The sequence below is a fragment of the Mesorhizobium sp. B2-4-18 genome (assembly GCF_006441385.1).
GTDB lineage: Bacteria > Pseudomonadota > Alphaproteobacteria > Rhizobiales > Rhizobiaceae > Mesorhizobium > Mesorhizobium australicum.
In genome coordinates, this window is record NZ_VFUW01000003.1 from 512388 (window position 1) to 526905 (window position 14518).

19 protein-coding genes are annotated in these 14518 nt (G+C 64.2%); 5 read left to right on the forward strand and 14 right to left on the reverse strand.

Features of this window, described 5'->3' with window-relative positions; genetic code table 11:
• Positions 1 to 55: 55 nt before the first annotated feature.
• Positions 56 to 655, reverse strand: coding sequence for a DUF1236 domain-containing protein (locus FJ527_RS09690; protein ID WP_140822882.1), 600 nt, complete (start codon positions 653 to 655; stop codon positions 56 to 58).
• 62 nt (positions 656 to 717) lie between these two features.
• The gene (locus tag FJ527_RS09695) at positions 718 to 1815 is read right to left on the reverse strand and encodes a putative zinc-binding metallopeptidase (RefSeq protein WP_140618257.1); all 1098 of its coding nucleotides are present in this window, start codon (positions 1813 to 1815) and stop codon (positions 718 to 720) included.
• Positions 1816 to 2146: 331 nt separating this feature from the next.
• On the opposite strand from FJ527_RS09695, the gene FJ527_RS09700 reads away from it, so the two are divergent.
• The gene (locus FJ527_RS09700) at positions 2147 to 2944 is read left to right on the forward strand and encodes a lytic transglycosylase domain-containing protein (RefSeq protein ID WP_140822884.1); all 798 of its coding nucleotides are present in this window, start codon (positions 2147 to 2149) and stop codon (positions 2942 to 2944) included.
• A 49-nt stretch (positions 2945 to 2993) separates the two neighbouring features.
• Here the strand turns inward: FJ527_RS09700 and FJ527_RS09705 are convergent, their stop codons facing one another.
• Complete coding sequence (locus FJ527_RS09705) at positions 2994 to 3515, reverse strand: hypothetical protein (RefSeq protein ID WP_140822886.1); 522 nt, start codon at positions 3513 to 3515, stop codon at positions 2994 to 2996.
• Positions 3516 to 3520: 5 nt separating this feature from the next.
• On the reverse strand, positions 3521 to 4744 hold the full coding sequence (locus FJ527_RS09710; RefSeq protein ID WP_140618254.1) for an argininosuccinate synthase: 1224 nt from the start codon (positions 4742 to 4744) through the stop codon (positions 3521 to 3523).
• A 325-nt stretch (positions 4745 to 5069) separates the two neighbouring features.
• On the opposite strand from FJ527_RS09710, the gene FJ527_RS09715 reads away from it, so the two are divergent.
• Positions 5070 to 5711 (forward strand): LysE family translocator, encoded by a 642-nt coding sequence (locus FJ527_RS09715; RefSeq protein WP_140703788.1) that lies wholly within the window; start codon positions 5070 to 5072, stop codon positions 5709 to 5711.
• On the opposite strand, the gene FJ527_RS09720 is transcribed toward FJ527_RS09715, so the two are convergent.
• From FJ527_RS09720 to rlmN, 4 genes are read right to left on the reverse strand one after another with little or no spacing between them, the layout of a single operon-like run.
• On the reverse strand, positions 5683 to 6156 hold the full coding sequence (locus tag FJ527_RS09720; RefSeq protein ID WP_140822888.1) for a hypothetical protein: 474 nt from the start codon (positions 6154 to 6156) through the stop codon (positions 5683 to 5685). The two genes, FJ527_RS09715 and FJ527_RS09720, sit on opposite strands and share 29 nt — an antisense overlap.
• A complete protein-coding gene (locus FJ527_RS09725) occupies positions 6153 to 6602 on the reverse strand; it encodes a hypothetical protein (RefSeq protein ID WP_140822890.1) in 450 nt (149 codons plus the stop codon). Before FJ527_RS09725 ends, FJ527_RS09720 begins: the two co-directional genes overlap by 4 nt.
• Positions 6599 to 7078 (reverse strand): hypothetical protein, encoded by a 480-nt coding sequence (locus FJ527_RS09730; protein ID WP_140822892.1) that lies wholly within the window; start codon positions 7076 to 7078, stop codon positions 6599 to 6601. Before FJ527_RS09730 ends, FJ527_RS09725 begins: the two co-directional genes overlap by 4 nt.
• Complete coding sequence (rlmN, locus tag FJ527_RS09735) at positions 7075 to 8310, reverse strand: 23S rRNA (adenine(2503)-C(2))-methyltransferase RlmN (RefSeq protein ID WP_140822894.1); 1236 nt, start codon at positions 8308 to 8310, stop codon at positions 7075 to 7077. The genes FJ527_RS09730 and rlmN overlap by 4 nt, the downstream gene beginning before the upstream one ends.
• Positions 8311 to 8588: 278 nt before the next feature.
• On the opposite strand from rlmN, the gene FJ527_RS09740 reads away from it, so the two are divergent.
• Entirely contained in the window at positions 8589 to 8888 is a 300-nt protein-coding gene (locus FJ527_RS09740) for a hypothetical protein (RefSeq protein ID WP_140822896.1), read from the forward strand.
• Between the two features lie 80 nt (positions 8889 to 8968).
• Here the strand turns inward: FJ527_RS09740 and FJ527_RS09745 are convergent, their stop codons facing one another.
• The gene (locus FJ527_RS09745; protein WP_140822898.1) at positions 8969 to 9526 is read right to left on the reverse strand and encodes a DUF305 domain-containing protein; all 558 of its coding nucleotides are present in this window, start codon (positions 9524 to 9526) and stop codon (positions 8969 to 8971) included.
• 129 nt (positions 9527 to 9655) lie between these two features.
• On the opposite strand from FJ527_RS09745, the gene FJ527_RS09750 reads away from it, so the two are divergent.
• Positions 9656 to 11011 carry a chloride channel protein gene (locus FJ527_RS09750; RefSeq protein WP_140822900.1) on the forward strand — a complete coding sequence of 452 codons (1356 nt, stop codon included), beginning with the start codon at positions 9656 to 9658 and terminating at the stop codon, positions 11009 to 11011.
• A gap of 54 nt (positions 11012 to 11065) precedes the next feature.
• Here the strand turns inward: FJ527_RS09750 and FJ527_RS09755 are convergent, their stop codons facing one another.
• From FJ527_RS09755 to FJ527_RS09765, 3 genes are all read right to left on the reverse strand, one after another.
• Positions 11066 to 11569: an invasion associated locus B family protein gene (locus FJ527_RS09755; protein WP_015314944.1), complete on the reverse strand. Its 504-nt coding sequence runs from the start codon at positions 11567 to 11569 to the stop codon at positions 11066 to 11068.
• A 286-nt stretch (positions 11570 to 11855) separates the two neighbouring features.
• Entirely contained in the window at positions 11856 to 12218 is a 363-nt protein-coding gene (locus FJ527_RS09760) for a YkvA family protein (RefSeq protein WP_015314943.1), read from the reverse strand.
• Between the two features lie 138 nt (positions 12219 to 12356).
• The gene (locus tag FJ527_RS09765; RefSeq protein WP_015314942.1) at positions 12357 to 12653 is read right to left on the reverse strand and encodes a 4a-hydroxytetrahydrobiopterin dehydratase; all 297 of its coding nucleotides are present in this window, start codon (positions 12651 to 12653) and stop codon (positions 12357 to 12359) included.
• 50 nt (positions 12654 to 12703) lie between these two features.
• Here FJ527_RS09765 and FJ527_RS09770 point away from each other — a divergent pair, with 50 nt between their 5' ends.
• The gene (locus tag FJ527_RS09770; protein ID WP_015314941.1) at positions 12704 to 13222 is read left to right on the forward strand and encodes a low molecular weight protein-tyrosine-phosphatase; all 519 of its coding nucleotides are present in this window, start codon (positions 12704 to 12706) and stop codon (positions 13220 to 13222) included.
• Here FJ527_RS09770 and thpR read toward each other — a convergent pair.
• Together thpR and FJ527_RS09780 are read right to left on the reverse strand one after the other, a co-directional pair.
• Positions 13126 to 13722 carry an RNA 2',3'-cyclic phosphodiesterase gene (gene thpR, locus FJ527_RS09775; RefSeq protein ID WP_015314940.1) on the reverse strand — a complete coding sequence of 199 codons (597 nt, stop codon included), beginning with the start codon at positions 13720 to 13722 and terminating at the stop codon, positions 13126 to 13128. The genes FJ527_RS09770 and thpR overlap by 97 nt on opposite strands.
• 139 nt (positions 13723 to 13861) lie before the next feature.
• Positions 13862 to 14506, reverse strand: a complete 645-nt coding sequence (locus FJ527_RS09780; RefSeq protein ID WP_015314939.1) for an arylesterase — start codon at positions 14504 to 14506, stop codon at positions 13862 to 13864.
• Positions 14507 to 14518: the final 12 nt, after the last annotated feature.

A 14518-nucleotide genomic window follows, 5' to 3' on the forward strand; every position in this document is an offset into this window, starting at 1 on the left:
GCGGTCGCCAATCCAGGTTTCGCCGGCGGCCGCTTCGGCGACCGCCGGCATCGCGTCAACGCAGGACGTACATGATGCGCCGTGTCTGCGGATCGATCAGCGCCCGCTGGCCGTTCACATAGACATAGCGGTAGTTGTAGTCAGGAATTTCGCGCAGCTCGACCGTATCGGGCAGGGTCGCGCCGGTGACCACCTCGCCGTCGAGATAGACGGGGTCGAGGCGATGGGTGTCGACATAGGTCCGTACCGCGGCCGGCGGCGCTGGAAAGTCGCCAACCACCGGATCGCTGGAAATGATCGCACCGGTATAGTCGGTCGAATAGTTGCCGATGTCGTCCGGCGGCGAGACCACGGCAACGGCGGAGCGGCGCTGCGTCAGCACCACGCGGCTGCCGCCGAAATCGGCGGTGACGTAGTCGGAATAGACCCAGCCCTGGCCGCCAGCTTCGGCGATGGTGCACCATTTGCTGTTTTCGATGCAGCCGTTGAGCGTCGCCGACTGGCCTGCGGCGAGAACGCCAATGACAGGATATTGCGGGCCGGGACCGGCACGCACGTTGAGATCGGTGACTGCCGAGACAGCGGTATCGGCCAATGCCGCGCCCGACATTGCGGTCAGCATCCCGGCTATTGCGGGAAACAATAAGGATTTCATGGGTTCTCTCCGTTTCACAGTCCCTCGGCGGTGACAACGGGACAGCAGCGCATGCGTTCCGGCTAAAATGCGCGAGCCAACTCACGATTTGTTCCGGCCTCCATCGGCAAGCCGGTCAGAAGATCGTGTACGAACGCCAGTTTCCGCGCGGTCGCGTCCGAAATGACGAAGGGGTAGAGGTCGGGTAGGCCCATGCAGCGGTTGATCGAATTGGAGGCTTCCGACAGCACCAGCCAGCGGGCAAGGATCTTGTCGAAGGGCTCGGGTGTGTTGGCGGGCTCCGAGGGTGCTGCCTGCGGCTCGCCCCCGGTATCGCCCCGCGGCAGTTCGTTCGTCTCCACCGTCTCCAGCCGGCCGAGCGGGAAGTTCAGCGCATGGACCATCTCCAGCGTGTCGGTAATGTGCAGGTGGTGGGCCCAGGTCTCGGCCCAGTCCTCCCACGGATGCGAGGTGGCGTAGGCCGAGATGTGGTCTTGCTGCCAATCGGGCGCCGCGCCATTGGCGTAGTAGGCCTTCAGCGCCTGTTCGTAGTCGGCACGCTCGTCGCCGAACAAGGCGCGGAACGCTTCCAGCCTTTGCGGATCGTCGCGGATCAGGCGGTCCCAGTAATAGTGGCCGAGCTCGTGGCGGAAATGGCCGAGCAGCGTGCGGTAATTCTCACCCATCTGGACGCGACGTTTTTCGCGCTCGGCTGAATCGGCTTCGGCGACGTTCAACGTGATCAGGCCGTTGTCGTGACCAGTGAGAATCCGTTCGCCGCCCGGGCCGCCGCCGATCGGATCGGCGAGGAAGTCGAAGGCCAGCCCGATCTCGTCCGTCGGGCTCTGCTTGGGCGCCACCGGCAGGCCGAAGGCGAGCAGCGAATAGATGGCGCGCTTCTTCGCCGCCTCGACGCGAATCCAGCGGCGGCGATTGCCGTCGACCGAGAGATCGGGGATCAGCTGGTTCAGCACGCAGGCACGGCAGAAGACCTGCCCCGGCTCGGCCATCCAGTTGCAGGCGCATTCGTCGGCATTGGTGCACTGGATCGCGCCGTCGACGCCGGACAAGACAAAGCGCGCGCCCTCGGGATCATAGAGCACGAGACTGCTGCAGTTCAGGCACTGGGCATTCTCGAAATAGAGACGGTGGCCGCAATGCGGGCAGTCGAAAAGTTTCATCTCGGTCTCAATTCGTCAGAAGGGATGCATGATTCATCTGAAAGGGATGCATGATTCATAGGAAGGGATCATGGCGGCCCGTGCCCAAACGCGAACCACCGGCCGGTGTTCCGCGGTCCATCGCGACTATTTTGCTTCGCCGGTCCAGGCGCGCCTGCCCCGGTCCATGGGCGGCATCAGCGTCTTTCATGCCTGACACTCGCCATAATAATCACTTGATCGTAGGCAAATTCCCCGGCATTCGCCAGCATCGCGCCACAGACGGTGACAAATGCGCGTTTCGCTGGCAAATTCGTAAACGGGACGTGAATCAGGCAACCAGGAGAACAACATGGCATTTCGTGCCAAGGGTAGGATTTTAGCGGCGGCGGTGGTGGCGGTGCTCGGGCTGGCAACCGGCGCGCAAGCGGCGGCCAGCTGCGGCAAGACCGGCGCCGGCTTCGACGCCTGGAAACAGGACTTCGCCGCCGAGGCCAAGTCCGAAGGTGTCGGGTCAAGGGGTCTGGCTGCTCTGGCCGGCGCGACCTACGCAACAAGGACGATCTCCGCCGACCGCGCCATCCACAAGGCCTTCAGCGGCTCGGTGGACGATTTCATGAAACGCCGCGGCGGGTCGGCGATCATCTCCAAGGGCCGTTCGCTGAAGAAGTCGAACGCGGCGCTGTTCGCCCAGATCGAAGCCAACTACGGCGTGTCGCCGGGCGTGCTGCTCGCCATCTGGGGCATGGAAACCGGCTTCGGTGCTTCCATGGGTAACCAGAACACGGTCTCCGCCATTGTGACGCTTGCCTATGATTGCCGCCGTCCCGACTATTTCCATCCGCATGCCATCGCGGCCCTGAAGCTGGTTGATCGCGGAGCGTTGACCGCCTCGTCGGTCGGCGCCATGCATGGCGAGATCGGCCACACGCAGTTCCTGCCCGGAAATGTCTTGAAGTATGCGGTCGGCAGCGGAAACCTGCGCGACAAGGCCACAGCTTTGGCCTCCACCGCCAACTTCCTCAAGGGTCACGGCTGGCGGGCTGGCGCCAGCGCGCAGTCGAATATGGGCGCGATCGCCGGCTGGAATTCCGCAAGCGTCTATCAGCAGGCCATCGCCCGCATCGCCACCGCGATCGACGCCGATTGATCGAACCGCACGGCCATTGAACGAAAAACCCGGCTCCGCGCCGGGTTTTTCATTTCACGTCGAGCGCATAGGAGCAGCCGGCCAGCGTCCTGCCGGGGTGGGACTCGACGGTCGAGACGTTGAGCGTGATGCGCGTGGCAAGGCTCACGGCGCCGGCATCCTCGCTGCTTTCGGCCATGACCTTCTCGCCGAGGAACTTGTCCGGCGTCGAGACCGTCGCCGGGACGTCGAGCTGGCGGGCGAGGTCGGGCGCTGCGATGCCATCAAGCACGGCCATCGGCCCTGTCGCGGTAAAGACGATCGTCGCGGTCTCGCGCCCGAAGACATGGACCGGGACCGGCAATCGATACTGCCGCAGGAAGGGATTGCCGGAAGCGACCTCCTTCCAGCCAAGGGTCTGCGCCGCGTCCGGCTCACCGCCCAGCCAGAGGGCAAGACCATTATACGCCGGCAGATCGGCCCTGCATTCGATGAGGGCGGCAAGGTCGACGGAGGCGGGGTCGAAGTCCCCAGCCATGACCGGCGCCGCCAGAAAGAGCAGCGGCACCAGGCATCGACCGAGACAGCGCATTCCGTCTAGCTGTTGCGGTTGCGCGCGGCCAATGTCCGCAGCCTCAGCGCATTGAGGCGGATGAAGCCGGCGGCGTCCTTCTGGTCATAGGCGCCACGGTCGTCCTCGAAGGTGACCAGCGCGTCGGAATAGAGCGTCTTCCCAGATTTGCGGCCGGTGACCATGACATTGCCCTTGTAGAGCTTCAGCCGCACCGTGCCTTCGACGTCTTCCTGGCTCTTGTCGATCATCGCCTGCAGCATCAGGCGCTCGGGCGAGAACCAGAAGCCGTTGTAGATGAGCTCCGCGTAGCGCGGCATGAACTCGTCCTTGAGGTGCGCGGCACCCCGGTCGAGCGTGATCGATTCGATGGCGCGATGGGCCACGATCAGGATGGTGCCGCCCGGCGTTTCATACACGCCTCGCGATTTCATGCCGACGAAACGGTTCTCGACCAGGTCGAGCCGGCCTACGCCATTGTCGCGGCCGAGATCGTTGAGCGCCGCCAGCATGGTGGCCGGCGACAGCTTCTTGCCGTTGAGCGCGACCGGGTCGCCCTTCAGGAATTCGATCTCGATCTCGGTGACGGCATCCGGCGCGTCCATCGGCGACACGGTGCGCTGGTGCACGAATTCCGGCGGCTCGCTCCATGGGTCTTCCAGCACCTTGCCCTCGGAGGACGAGTGCAGCAGATTTGCGTCGACGGAGAACGGTGCGTCGCCCCTCTTGTCCTTCGGCACCGGGATCTGGTGCTGTTCGGCGAAGTTCATCAGGTCGGTGCGCGATTTGAACGACCAGTCGCGCCACGGCGCGATGACCTTGATGTCGGGGTTGAGCGCATAGGCCGAAAGCTCGAAACGGACCTGGTCGTTGCCCTTGCCGGTGGCGCCATGCGCGATGGCGTCGGCGCCGGTTTCCCTGGCGATCTCGACCAGGTGCTTGGAGATCAGCGGCCGCGCGATCGAGGTGCCCAGGAGATAGGTGCCTTCGTAGACGGTGTTGGCGCGGAACATCGGGAAGACGAAGTCGGCGACGAATTCCTCGCGTACGTCGACGACGCGGATGTCCTTGATGCCCATCATCTCGGCCTTGCGGCGCGCCGGCTCCAGCTCGCCGCCCTGGCCGAGGTCGGCGGTGAAGGTGACGACTTCGGCGCCGAGTTCGGTCTGCAGCCATTTAAGGATGATGGATGTGTCGAGGCCGCCGGAATAGGCGAGCACGACCTTCTTGACGTCTTTGATCTTGGACATTTCTGCTCCGTGGAAAAGCGGACGCCTGAGGCAAGGCGTCACGGATTGTCGGAGCGCCTTTTAGCAGGAACGGCAAGGCGAGCAAGCGCATGCGGCGCAAGGTTGCTGATCCAGCGCGGCAGTGCGACGCCGGGCTTGATCGGGAGGACCGATCCCGGGGCCATGCCGCCGGTCACCAGGCGCTCAGGAACGCCGCCTGTAAGCTGCGAAATGTAAGCTGGCGAAACTGGCCGAACCGCTCCAACTCCTTGGGAGGAAGCGCTGGCCCCATCTGGCGCCGGCGAGACGGGTCCTGTATAGCCGACGCGTTCCCCCGGGGCTTGCCATGTCCTTCATTCCCGACACCACCACGCTGATCCAGTTCGCCATCGCCACCGTGATCCTGGCGATCACGCCAGGCCCCGACATGACGCTGTTCGTGTCGCGCACGCTGAGCCAGGGCCGCGCCACCGGCTTTGCCTCGATGGCCGGCGCGCTGTGCGGCACGCTGATCCACACCACGCTGGTGGTGGTCGGCGTCTCGGCGCTGATCGTCGCCTCGCCGATGGCTTTTTTCGTGCTGAAGATCTTTGGCGCCGGCTATCTCGTCTTCCTCGCCTGGCAGGCGATCGCCAAGGGCTCGGCTTTCTCGCCGGAAAAGAAGACCGGTCCGCAAATTTCCCTGTTGCGCAGCTGGGCGGCGGGGCTCGGCGTCAATTTGCTCAACCCGAAGATCATCCTGTTCTTCATGACCTTCCTGCCGCAATTCGTCTCCGCGCACGATCCGAACGCGCCGGGGAAGCTGTTCTTCCTCGGCTCCATGTTCATCGTGCTGTCGATCCCGGTGACGGTGCCGATGGTGCTGGCGGCGGAAAAATTCTCGGCGGCAATGAAAGCCAGCCCCCGTGTGACGCGGGTGGTCGACTATCTCTTCGCCGGCGTGTTCTCGGCGTTCGCGCTCAAGATCCTGACGGCCCAGGCGAAGTAGAAACCTTCCACCAGCTTCCAGCCCAGCGCCCGGCGGCAAGCCAATAGAAGATCCCACCGACCATGCCGCCACCGAGCACCGCCATGATGGCGCTGGCTTCGGTGACCGCGAAAGGGGAATCGCGGACATTGTCGACGAGGCCGAGGAAAACCCCCGCTACAACCGCGCCGGCGAGCGCGTAGAACAACCAGTCGCGCCGGCCGAGGATTTCGGCAATCAGGATGATGATCGCCGCCGGCATGAAGCCGAAATAGGCGACGAACAGGGCGACGAAGGGAATTGAAAAATAGAGCGATGCCGTTGCCGCCGGATGCGCTTGCGCCGGCGCGTAGCCGAGCGAGGCCAGGAACAGGATGTTGAGGAAGGCGCTGGCGGCCAGCGAGGCGATGGCATAACCGAACAGGATGATGGCGAAGCGCACGATATAGGCGACGAGACGGTTCATCTGGGGTCACGGCCCGTGAGACGACCCGAGCTGCGTCCGGCCAGAAGCCAGTAGACCCAGCCGGCGGCAATGCCGGCGGCGGCCAGAAAACCCAGGAAGCCCGGATTGAAAACGAAGCCTCCGGCGGAGCCCGGCACAAAAACACCGAAGGCGATCGACGTGACCGCGCCCGTGACGGCGAAGTAGAACCATCCTCGCAGCGCCAGCCGTTCGGCGACGAAGATCGCCGGGCCGACGATCAGCAGCGCGCAGATCGCCACGGTCAACACGGCGAGCGGAAAGGAGGCCAGCCAGTCGAATGTGAAAATGATCGACCAGTTGCCGTCCTCGATCCCGGCCAGAAGAACGATCAGCAGCACCGGCACCAGGATCGAGGTGAGCACGGCGGCGAGGTAGCCGACTGCGATCACGGTGATACGTTTCGAGCAGACGAAGAGGCGGTTCATGGCCAAAAAAACTCTGCGTTGCTTGGAAGGGAGCGTCTGACCACTGCCCAGTAAGCGATGCCGCCAGCGAAACCACCAATCAGGCAGGGTAGCATGAGAGGCATTGCCAACAGAGGCGTCTTCAGTGGGACGTGGTCGGGCACTTGTAGGACGATGTCGAAGATCGCCAGTGCAAGAACGGCATTAAGCGTGCCGGCGCACGCGAATGGCAGCCATCCGACCCAGCTTGTCCGGCGCGCAACGAACAGCGTCAATAGAAAACCGGGCAATGCCGTCGGTGGCGTAATCATGAAGCCCGACGCGTACATGAGTCCAAGATCGCGCTTATCGGCATAGAATGATCCCCACGCCCCATTGTCCGGCAGGGCGCTCGGCGCCAGAATCGCGAACACGGTAACGTTGACCGCAATCAGGACGGCGGCAAGATAGCCAAAGAAACCGAAAGCGATGCGGCTCCAGGGCAGATCGCGGCTCACACCTCGCCGTGCCCCGCGATCATCATGGCTTCCAGCGCCAGCCGGTCGACCTTGCGCATGCGTTCCGATTCCGACTTCAGCTGGCCGCAGGCGGCCAGGATGTCGCGGCCGCGCGGCGTGCGGATCGGCGAGGCATAGCCGGCATTGTTGATGTAGTCGGCGAACTTCTCGATCGTCTCCCAGTCCGAGCACTGGTAGTTGGTGCCCGGCCACGGGTTGAACGGGATCAGGTTTATCTTGGCCGGAATCCCCTTGAGCAGCTTGATCAGCCCCTTGGCGTCCTCGATGGAATCGTTGACGTCCTTCAGCATCACGTATTCGAAGGTGATGCGCTTGGCGTTGGAGAGGCCGGGATAGGCGCGGCAGGCGGCGATCAGCTCCTTCAGCGGATACTTCTTGTTGATCGGTACCAGAAGGTCGCGCAGATCGTCATTGGTCGCATGCAGCGAGATCGCCAGCATGACGCCGATCTCCTCGCCGGTGCGGAAAATCTCGGGCACGACGCCGGAGGTCGACAGCGTGATGCGACGCTTCGACAGGGACAGGCCGTCGCCGTCGGAGGCGATCAGCAGCGCCTTCTTCACCGCCTCGAAATTATAGAGCGGCTCGCCCATGCCCATCATCACGATGTTGGACACTTTCCGGCCCTCGGCCGGCACGATGGCGCCATCCGGCGTGTCGCGGTCGGGGAAGTCGCCGAGCCGGTCGCGCGCGGTGAGCAACTGCGCCAGGATTTCTTCCGCGGTCAGGTTGCGCACCAACTTCTGCGTGCCGGTGTGGCAGAACGAACAGGTCAGCGTGCAGCCGACCTGCGAGGAGATGCACAGCGTGCCACGGCCTTCCTCGGGGATATAGACGGTCTCGATCTCGACCGGCCGGCCGGCGCCGCGGGGCGGAAAGCGGAACAGCCACTTTCGCGTGCCGTCGGCGGAAATCTGCTCCTCGACGATCTCGGGCCGGGCGACGGTGAAATGCTTGTCGAGTTCGGCGCGCAGATCCTTGGAGATGTTGAACATGCCGGCGAAGTCGGAAACGCCACGCACATACATCCAGTGCCAGAGCTGCTGGGCGCGCATCTTTGCCTGGCGCTCCGGCACGGTGCCGGATTCGACAAGAGCGGCGGCGAGCTCGGCTCGCGTCAGGCCGATCAGCGAGGGTTTTTCGGCCGTCACGGCCCGGCCGCGCAAAGCGTCGCGGGCGCCTTCGGCGGTAAGATCAAGCGAAAGGGTCATGGTTCCACTGATATAAGCGGTTTGCGGCCGATTTCATCCATCGGCCCGATATGAAGCGCGGCGCATAGCACAGGTTGAGCACGAAGTCATGCGGTGCACGCCAAACCGGGGTCCGCCGTCGGTGTCCCGATCGCCACCGTCCCCGTGAAGGACGATCGCCGCCGGTGGACGCGATGTCGTTGGCGGCGATCACTTAGTCGTGTTGGCGTAACGATCCCCATCGCGCGTTCGAACCCTGAATGGGGCAACTGTGCCCCTACAGAATGGGAGTATGCAGGATGAAATCGATCAAGCTCGCCGTCGTTGCCGGCGTCGCCGCGCTTTGCGCCTCGCAGGCGTTTGCCGAGGACGCGATGGGCACCATGAGCATGATGAAAGGCGGACAAGTGACGGCGATCATGCCCGACGGGCATATGGGCACCATGACGCCGGACGCGAAGATGGGCGCCGACATGATGAAGATGGCCAAGCCGATCAAGCACTGCATGATGATGATGACCGACGCCAAGGGCAAAGCCTACATGATCGACACCTCGACCAAGAAGGCCCAGGCCGAATGTGAAAAAATGGCCATGTGACGATCCCGCAAGGATGTTCCCGCCGGCTTGGAGGCCGGCGGGACGAGCGGCTTCCATATTCCGCGCGTCCATCCCCGCGCCTACCTGTCGATGGAGAGCGTATCGATCCCGGTGCTCTGGTCGGTTTCCGGCGGTGGCGGCGCGGCCCCGAGGGCTCGGTAGGACGGCAGGTCGGGAGCGCCGGCCGCTACGGGATTGGCGTCGAGCCGCGCGATCAGACGCTTCATTTGCGTGATCTCGCGCACCTGGGCGTCGATGATGCCGTCCGCCAGCTTTCGCACCTCCGGGTCGCGGATATGGGCGCGTTCGCTGGTCATGATCGCGATCGAGTGGTGGGGGATCATGGCCTTCACGTAGGAGACGTCGCTCACGGTTTCCTGGCTCCTGACCAGCCACAAGGCACCAGCGAATACCAGCATGCCGCCGATGACGATGCCGACATTCGCGGCCACGCTCTCGTACATCCCCCACATGAAGCCGATCATGACGATGGCCATGGCGGCGCCCATCACGATGGCCATCCACACCCGGGTCTGGCTGAAGAAAACATGATCCAGCGCATAGGTGTTCAGGTACATGAGCCCGTACATGAGGACCATGGAAACCAGGATCATCGCGGCGAATCTGACATAGCTCATGACTGCGGGCTCCTTGTTCAAAGGGACACAACCGCGACGGTGGGCTTTTTGATCCCGTCCGATCGGCAGACTCACACTTGATCGGCGTCATGCCTGTGTTAGGGCTGGGTTTTCCCCCCGAGGGCAGACATGGCCGGCCAATCGCGAAAACACCCCATGCTGCGGCGTTCGCGCGCCATGTGGGCCTCGCGCCGCGTCTGGCAGCCACGTCTGGTGTTCTGGGCCGGTGCGATCTCGATCGGCCTGATCAGCGTGCTCTTTGCCGTGCTGGCCGACAAGGCGCAGGCGCTGTTTCATGTCGTGATCGGCAATGACGGCGGCTGGCCTTTCTATCTGCCGCTGGCGATCACGCCGTTCGGCTTTGTCCTGTGCGCCTGGCTGGCGCACGCCTTCTTCCCGGGCTCGCAAGGCAGCGGCATTCCGCAGGCGATCGCCGCCCGCCACCTGCGCGACGATGACGACCGCAGCCATATCCTGTCGCTCAGGCTGGTGGTGGGCAAGATCGCGCTCACCATCGTCGGCCTGTTCTGCGGCGCTTCGATCGGCCGCGAGGGACCGACCGTGCAGGTCGGCGCGTCGCTGATGCTGCAGGCGGCGCGCTGGGGCGGCATGGCGCAGGCGCGCGGCCTGATCCTGGCCGGCTCGGCGGCGGGCATCGCGGCGGCGTTCAACACCCCGCTCGCCGGCATCGTCTTCGCCATCGAGGAAATGGGCCGCACCTATGAGGCGCGCACCAACGGGCTGGTGCTGACGGCGGTCATCCTGGCCGGCCTCGCCTCGCTCGGCGTGCTCGGCAACTACACGTATTTCGGCGTGTCCAAGGAGACGATCTCGTTTGCCGTCGACTGGCCGCTGGTGATCGCCTGCGGCGTCATCGGCGGCGGCTTTGGCGCCTTGTTCTCGTTGCTGGCGTTGAAGGCGACGCGGCGTATCCGACGCTGGAACGCGCTGCAGCCGCTGTGGCGCGCGCTGCTGGTGGCCGCGATCTGCGGACTGGCGGTCGCGGTGATCGGTATCGCCTCCGGCGGGCTGACCTTCGGCACCGGCTACGCGCAGGCGCGCAGCGCGGTCGAAGGCACGCCGCTGCCCTGGTTCTTCTTTGCCGAGAAATTCGCGGCCGGCCTGCTGTCGATGATCTCAGGCATTCCCGGCGGCATCTTCGCGCCCTCGCTGGCGGTCGGCGCCGGCATCGGCAGCTCGCTCGGCCTGATGTTCGGGAGCAGCGCGGGCGTCGCGGCCCTGCTCGGCATGGCGGGCTATTTCGCCGGCGTCGTGCAAGCGCCGATGACGGCTTTCGTCATCATCCTCGAAATGACCGGCAATCACGACAATGTCATCGGCCTGATGCTGGCTTCGATGCTGGGCTACGGCACGGCGCGGCTGATCTCGCACGAGCCGCTTTATCACGCCCTGTCGCGGGTGTTCATCGCCGAGGCGATCCGGCGGCGGCGGGCGGAGGCCGCACCGGAATCAGGGCTGGGCTGAAAAAGCAAAGGCCGGGCGTTACGGCCCGGCCTTCGGTTCAAAAACGAAGATAGCCTATTTGCACTTGGCGATCGAGGACAGCGCCGCCGAAATGCCCTTAAGCGAGAAGACATAGTTCGTGGGATTGCCGCGGCCCGACTTCGCCGACACCTTCATGTCGGTTCCGGTCTTCATCGCGGCGATCAGCACTGGCTCTTCCGCCGCGTTCTCGACCCAGGCCGATTTGCCGCGCGTGAACATCGAGAAGCTCTTCTTGTCGATGGTGACGGTGGCCTTGGAACCTTCCTGGAAATTGTAGCCGGCGATGAACTGAGGCTCATAGGACACTTGCTGGCCGGGCCGCTGGCTGACGAAGAAGAACATGTCGCCATGGTCGAGCGTCGGCGGCTGCTTGTCGGTCGGCACGGTCAGCACGTAGCAGACCTTGCCGCCCGAAGCCTGGTAGCTGTAGGTGCCCCAGGCATTGTGCTGGCCGATCTTGGTCGCCTGCTGCGCCAGCGCCGGCGCCGCCGAGGCCGCCAGGACCAGGCTCGAAACTAGTGCAATCAATCCGCGCATCGTTTTTCCCGTATTCCAAATGGTGCGGAGGCGGGCCGCGTGGCGTCCTGCCGTCGCTTCATTTTGATTTAATCTGGGTTACCAAACGGTGAATTTCCCAAGAGAAAAGGACCTTCACCCCAGGAAACCGCCGCCATTTCCGCGCCGCCGCCTTGTCAGCGACCGGCTCGGTGTCCCTTTGGCGACTTGGAGGCCACGAAAACGGCAAGAGTTTGACTTCTAACCCGCCGCTGAACGCCCCTGTCCAGCGGTCGAGCCGTCGCGGCGGGATTCGGCCGGCGGGACTTCAGCTCTTATCGGCGATGGCGTCCTTGGCGGCTTGCCGGTGCGCGGGCGTGATATGGGCGCTGACGGCGGTGATCGCGGCGGTCAGCACGGCGATGTCGTCGGTGAAGCCGAGACCAAAGATGAAGTCGGGGATGAGGTCGACCGGCAGGACGAAATAGCCGAGCGCGGCCACCAATATGCCCTTGGCGCGCAGCGGCGTCTTCTTGTCCATGGCGCAGTAATAGGCAGCGACGACATCTTCCATGAACGGAATCTGCCGAGCGGCCTTCCTGGCCGTGCGCCAGAACTTTTCGCGCACTTCGCCTTCGCCGGCCAGCTTGTCGCCAAAGCCGAAGAAATCAAAACCGGATTCTTGCGCCATCAATCTCTCCTTGCGGGCCTCATGCGCGTCTCAGCGCACGTCCGCCGATCAAAATGTGGTGAAAGCTTAACCCGGCTGCAAGATGCGGGCGCCGATTTGCCGGGTCCGCGCCGGGCCTGGACGTTGGACAGCCCGTGTTCAGCCGCCGAAATAGCGGTTCATCTTCTTCGCCAATTCGATGTCGAGCGCCGTCACGCCGCCGGCGTCATGCGTATTCAGGGTAACGCTGACGGTCTTGTAGACATTCGACCAATCGGGATGGTGGTCCATCTTCTCGGCGGTCAGCGCCACCCTGGTCATGAAGGCGAAGGCTTCGGAGAAATTGGCGAAGGTGAAGGTGCGGCCGATCGAGGCGCCGTCGTCCGCCAGTGCCCAGCCATCAAGCCCTGTGAGCGCTGCTTCGGCGGCCTCCCTGCCCAGTTTCTCTCTCGTCATGTCCGCTTCCCGTGCTATTGGGCTGAAGTCGTCACCATAGCGCCGGATCCATGATCGCGAAGCCCATAAATTCCATTCTTTTCGTCTGCCTCGGCAACATCTGCCGGTCGCCGCTGGCCGAAGGCATCCTTGGCGCCGTGCTGGCTGAGCGCGGATATGGCGGCGATATCGTGCTCGATTCGGCCGCGACCAGCGGCTGGGAGGTCGGCTCCGCTCCCGACCCGCGCTCGATCGCCATCGCGTCTCACCACGGCATCGACATCTCGCGGCAGCGGGCGCGCAAGATCATGCCGGAGGATTTTCACCGCTTCGACCTGATCTTCGGCATGGACCGGTCCAACGTCGCCGACCTGAAGGCGCTGGCGCCGGCGGCGGTGCGCGACCGTATCCACCTGTTCCTGGAATTCGCCGAGGGAAGGCCGCGCGATGTACCGGACCCCTACTATGAGGACCAGCAAGCGTTTGCCGAGGTCTATCGCATGATCCGCGAGGCGTCGGAGGTGCTGGCGACACGGCTGGCGGCACGCGTATCGACGCCGGACAGCGGCCATGCCTCCTCGACAATATAGGGGCCGCCACCCACCGAATCGCGCGACGACATCAGCACGAAACGGCCGATGCGGAACGGCAGCGTCGAGAAATTGCCGCGCGCCGACAGATATTGGGCGACGTCGAGCGGGCTCGAATTGCGCAGCCGCGCCAGCGTCACATGCGGCATGAACCTGCGCGGATCGGCGGGAATGCCGAGCCGCTGGCAGATGCGCTCGATTTCGGCCTGAAGAGCCGCCAGATCGGGCGAGGACGAAGCGCCGGCCCACACCGCATGCGGCTTCTTCTGGCCGAAAGCCCCGACACCGGACAAGGTCAGCGAGAAGGAAGGGCGATGCACCCGGTCGAGAGCGTTGGCGATCTCGTCGGCGACATGGCCCTGGACGTCGCCGATGAAGCGTAACGTCAGATGGTAGTTTTCGACGTCGATCCAGCGGGCCCCGGGCAGGCCGCCCCGGAGCAGGGACAGCGAAAGGGCGGCATCACGCGGAATTTCGAGGGCGGTGAAAAGACGCGGCATGAAGAGCCTCCCTTCCTCGAATCGAAACTGTCATCCCTAGCGAATCATCGATAATCAAATGGAGCAAGTGGTTTGTTGGTCGCGGATGCAATCTACATGCAATCTAAAGCTTCCGCGGCGGAACCGGTTCCATCCGACGTCACGATCCGCCTGGCGCCGCCGCCATGGCCTTCTCGACGGTAGGCAGGATGCGTTCGACCATCAGGTCGACGCCGCGAGCACTCGGATGCAGGCCGTCCTCGAGCTGCAGGCCGGGCTGGCCGGCGACGCCGTCGAGGAAGAACGGGTAGAGCGGAACATCGTATTTGCCGGCCAGGTCGGCAAAGATGGCGTCGAAGGCGCTCTGGTAGTCGGCCCCGAGATTGGGCGCCGCCCGCATGCCGGCCAGCAGCACGGCAATCTTGCGCTCTTTGAGCCTGCCTAGCATCTCGTCCAGGTTCCGTTTCGTAATGTCGGGCGCGACGCCGCGCAGCATGTCGTTGGCGCCGAGTTCGAGGATCACCAGCTGCGTGCCCTCAGGCACCGACCAGTCGAGCCGCGCCAGGCCGCCGCTGGAGGTGTCGCCGGAGACGCCGGCATTGGCGACGATGACGTCATGGCCCTTGGCGCGAAGTGCTGCCTGCAATTTGTCGGTAAAGCCCTCGCCCGGGCCAAGGCCGTACCCCGCCATCAGGCTGTCACCGAAGCCGACGATCTTGAAAGGCGCGGCGCGCGCCGACGAGATGCCGCCGCAGATGGCGAGGAAAACGACCAGGCCTGCGGCAAAGCGGCGTTTGAAAGACATGCGGCAGGCCCC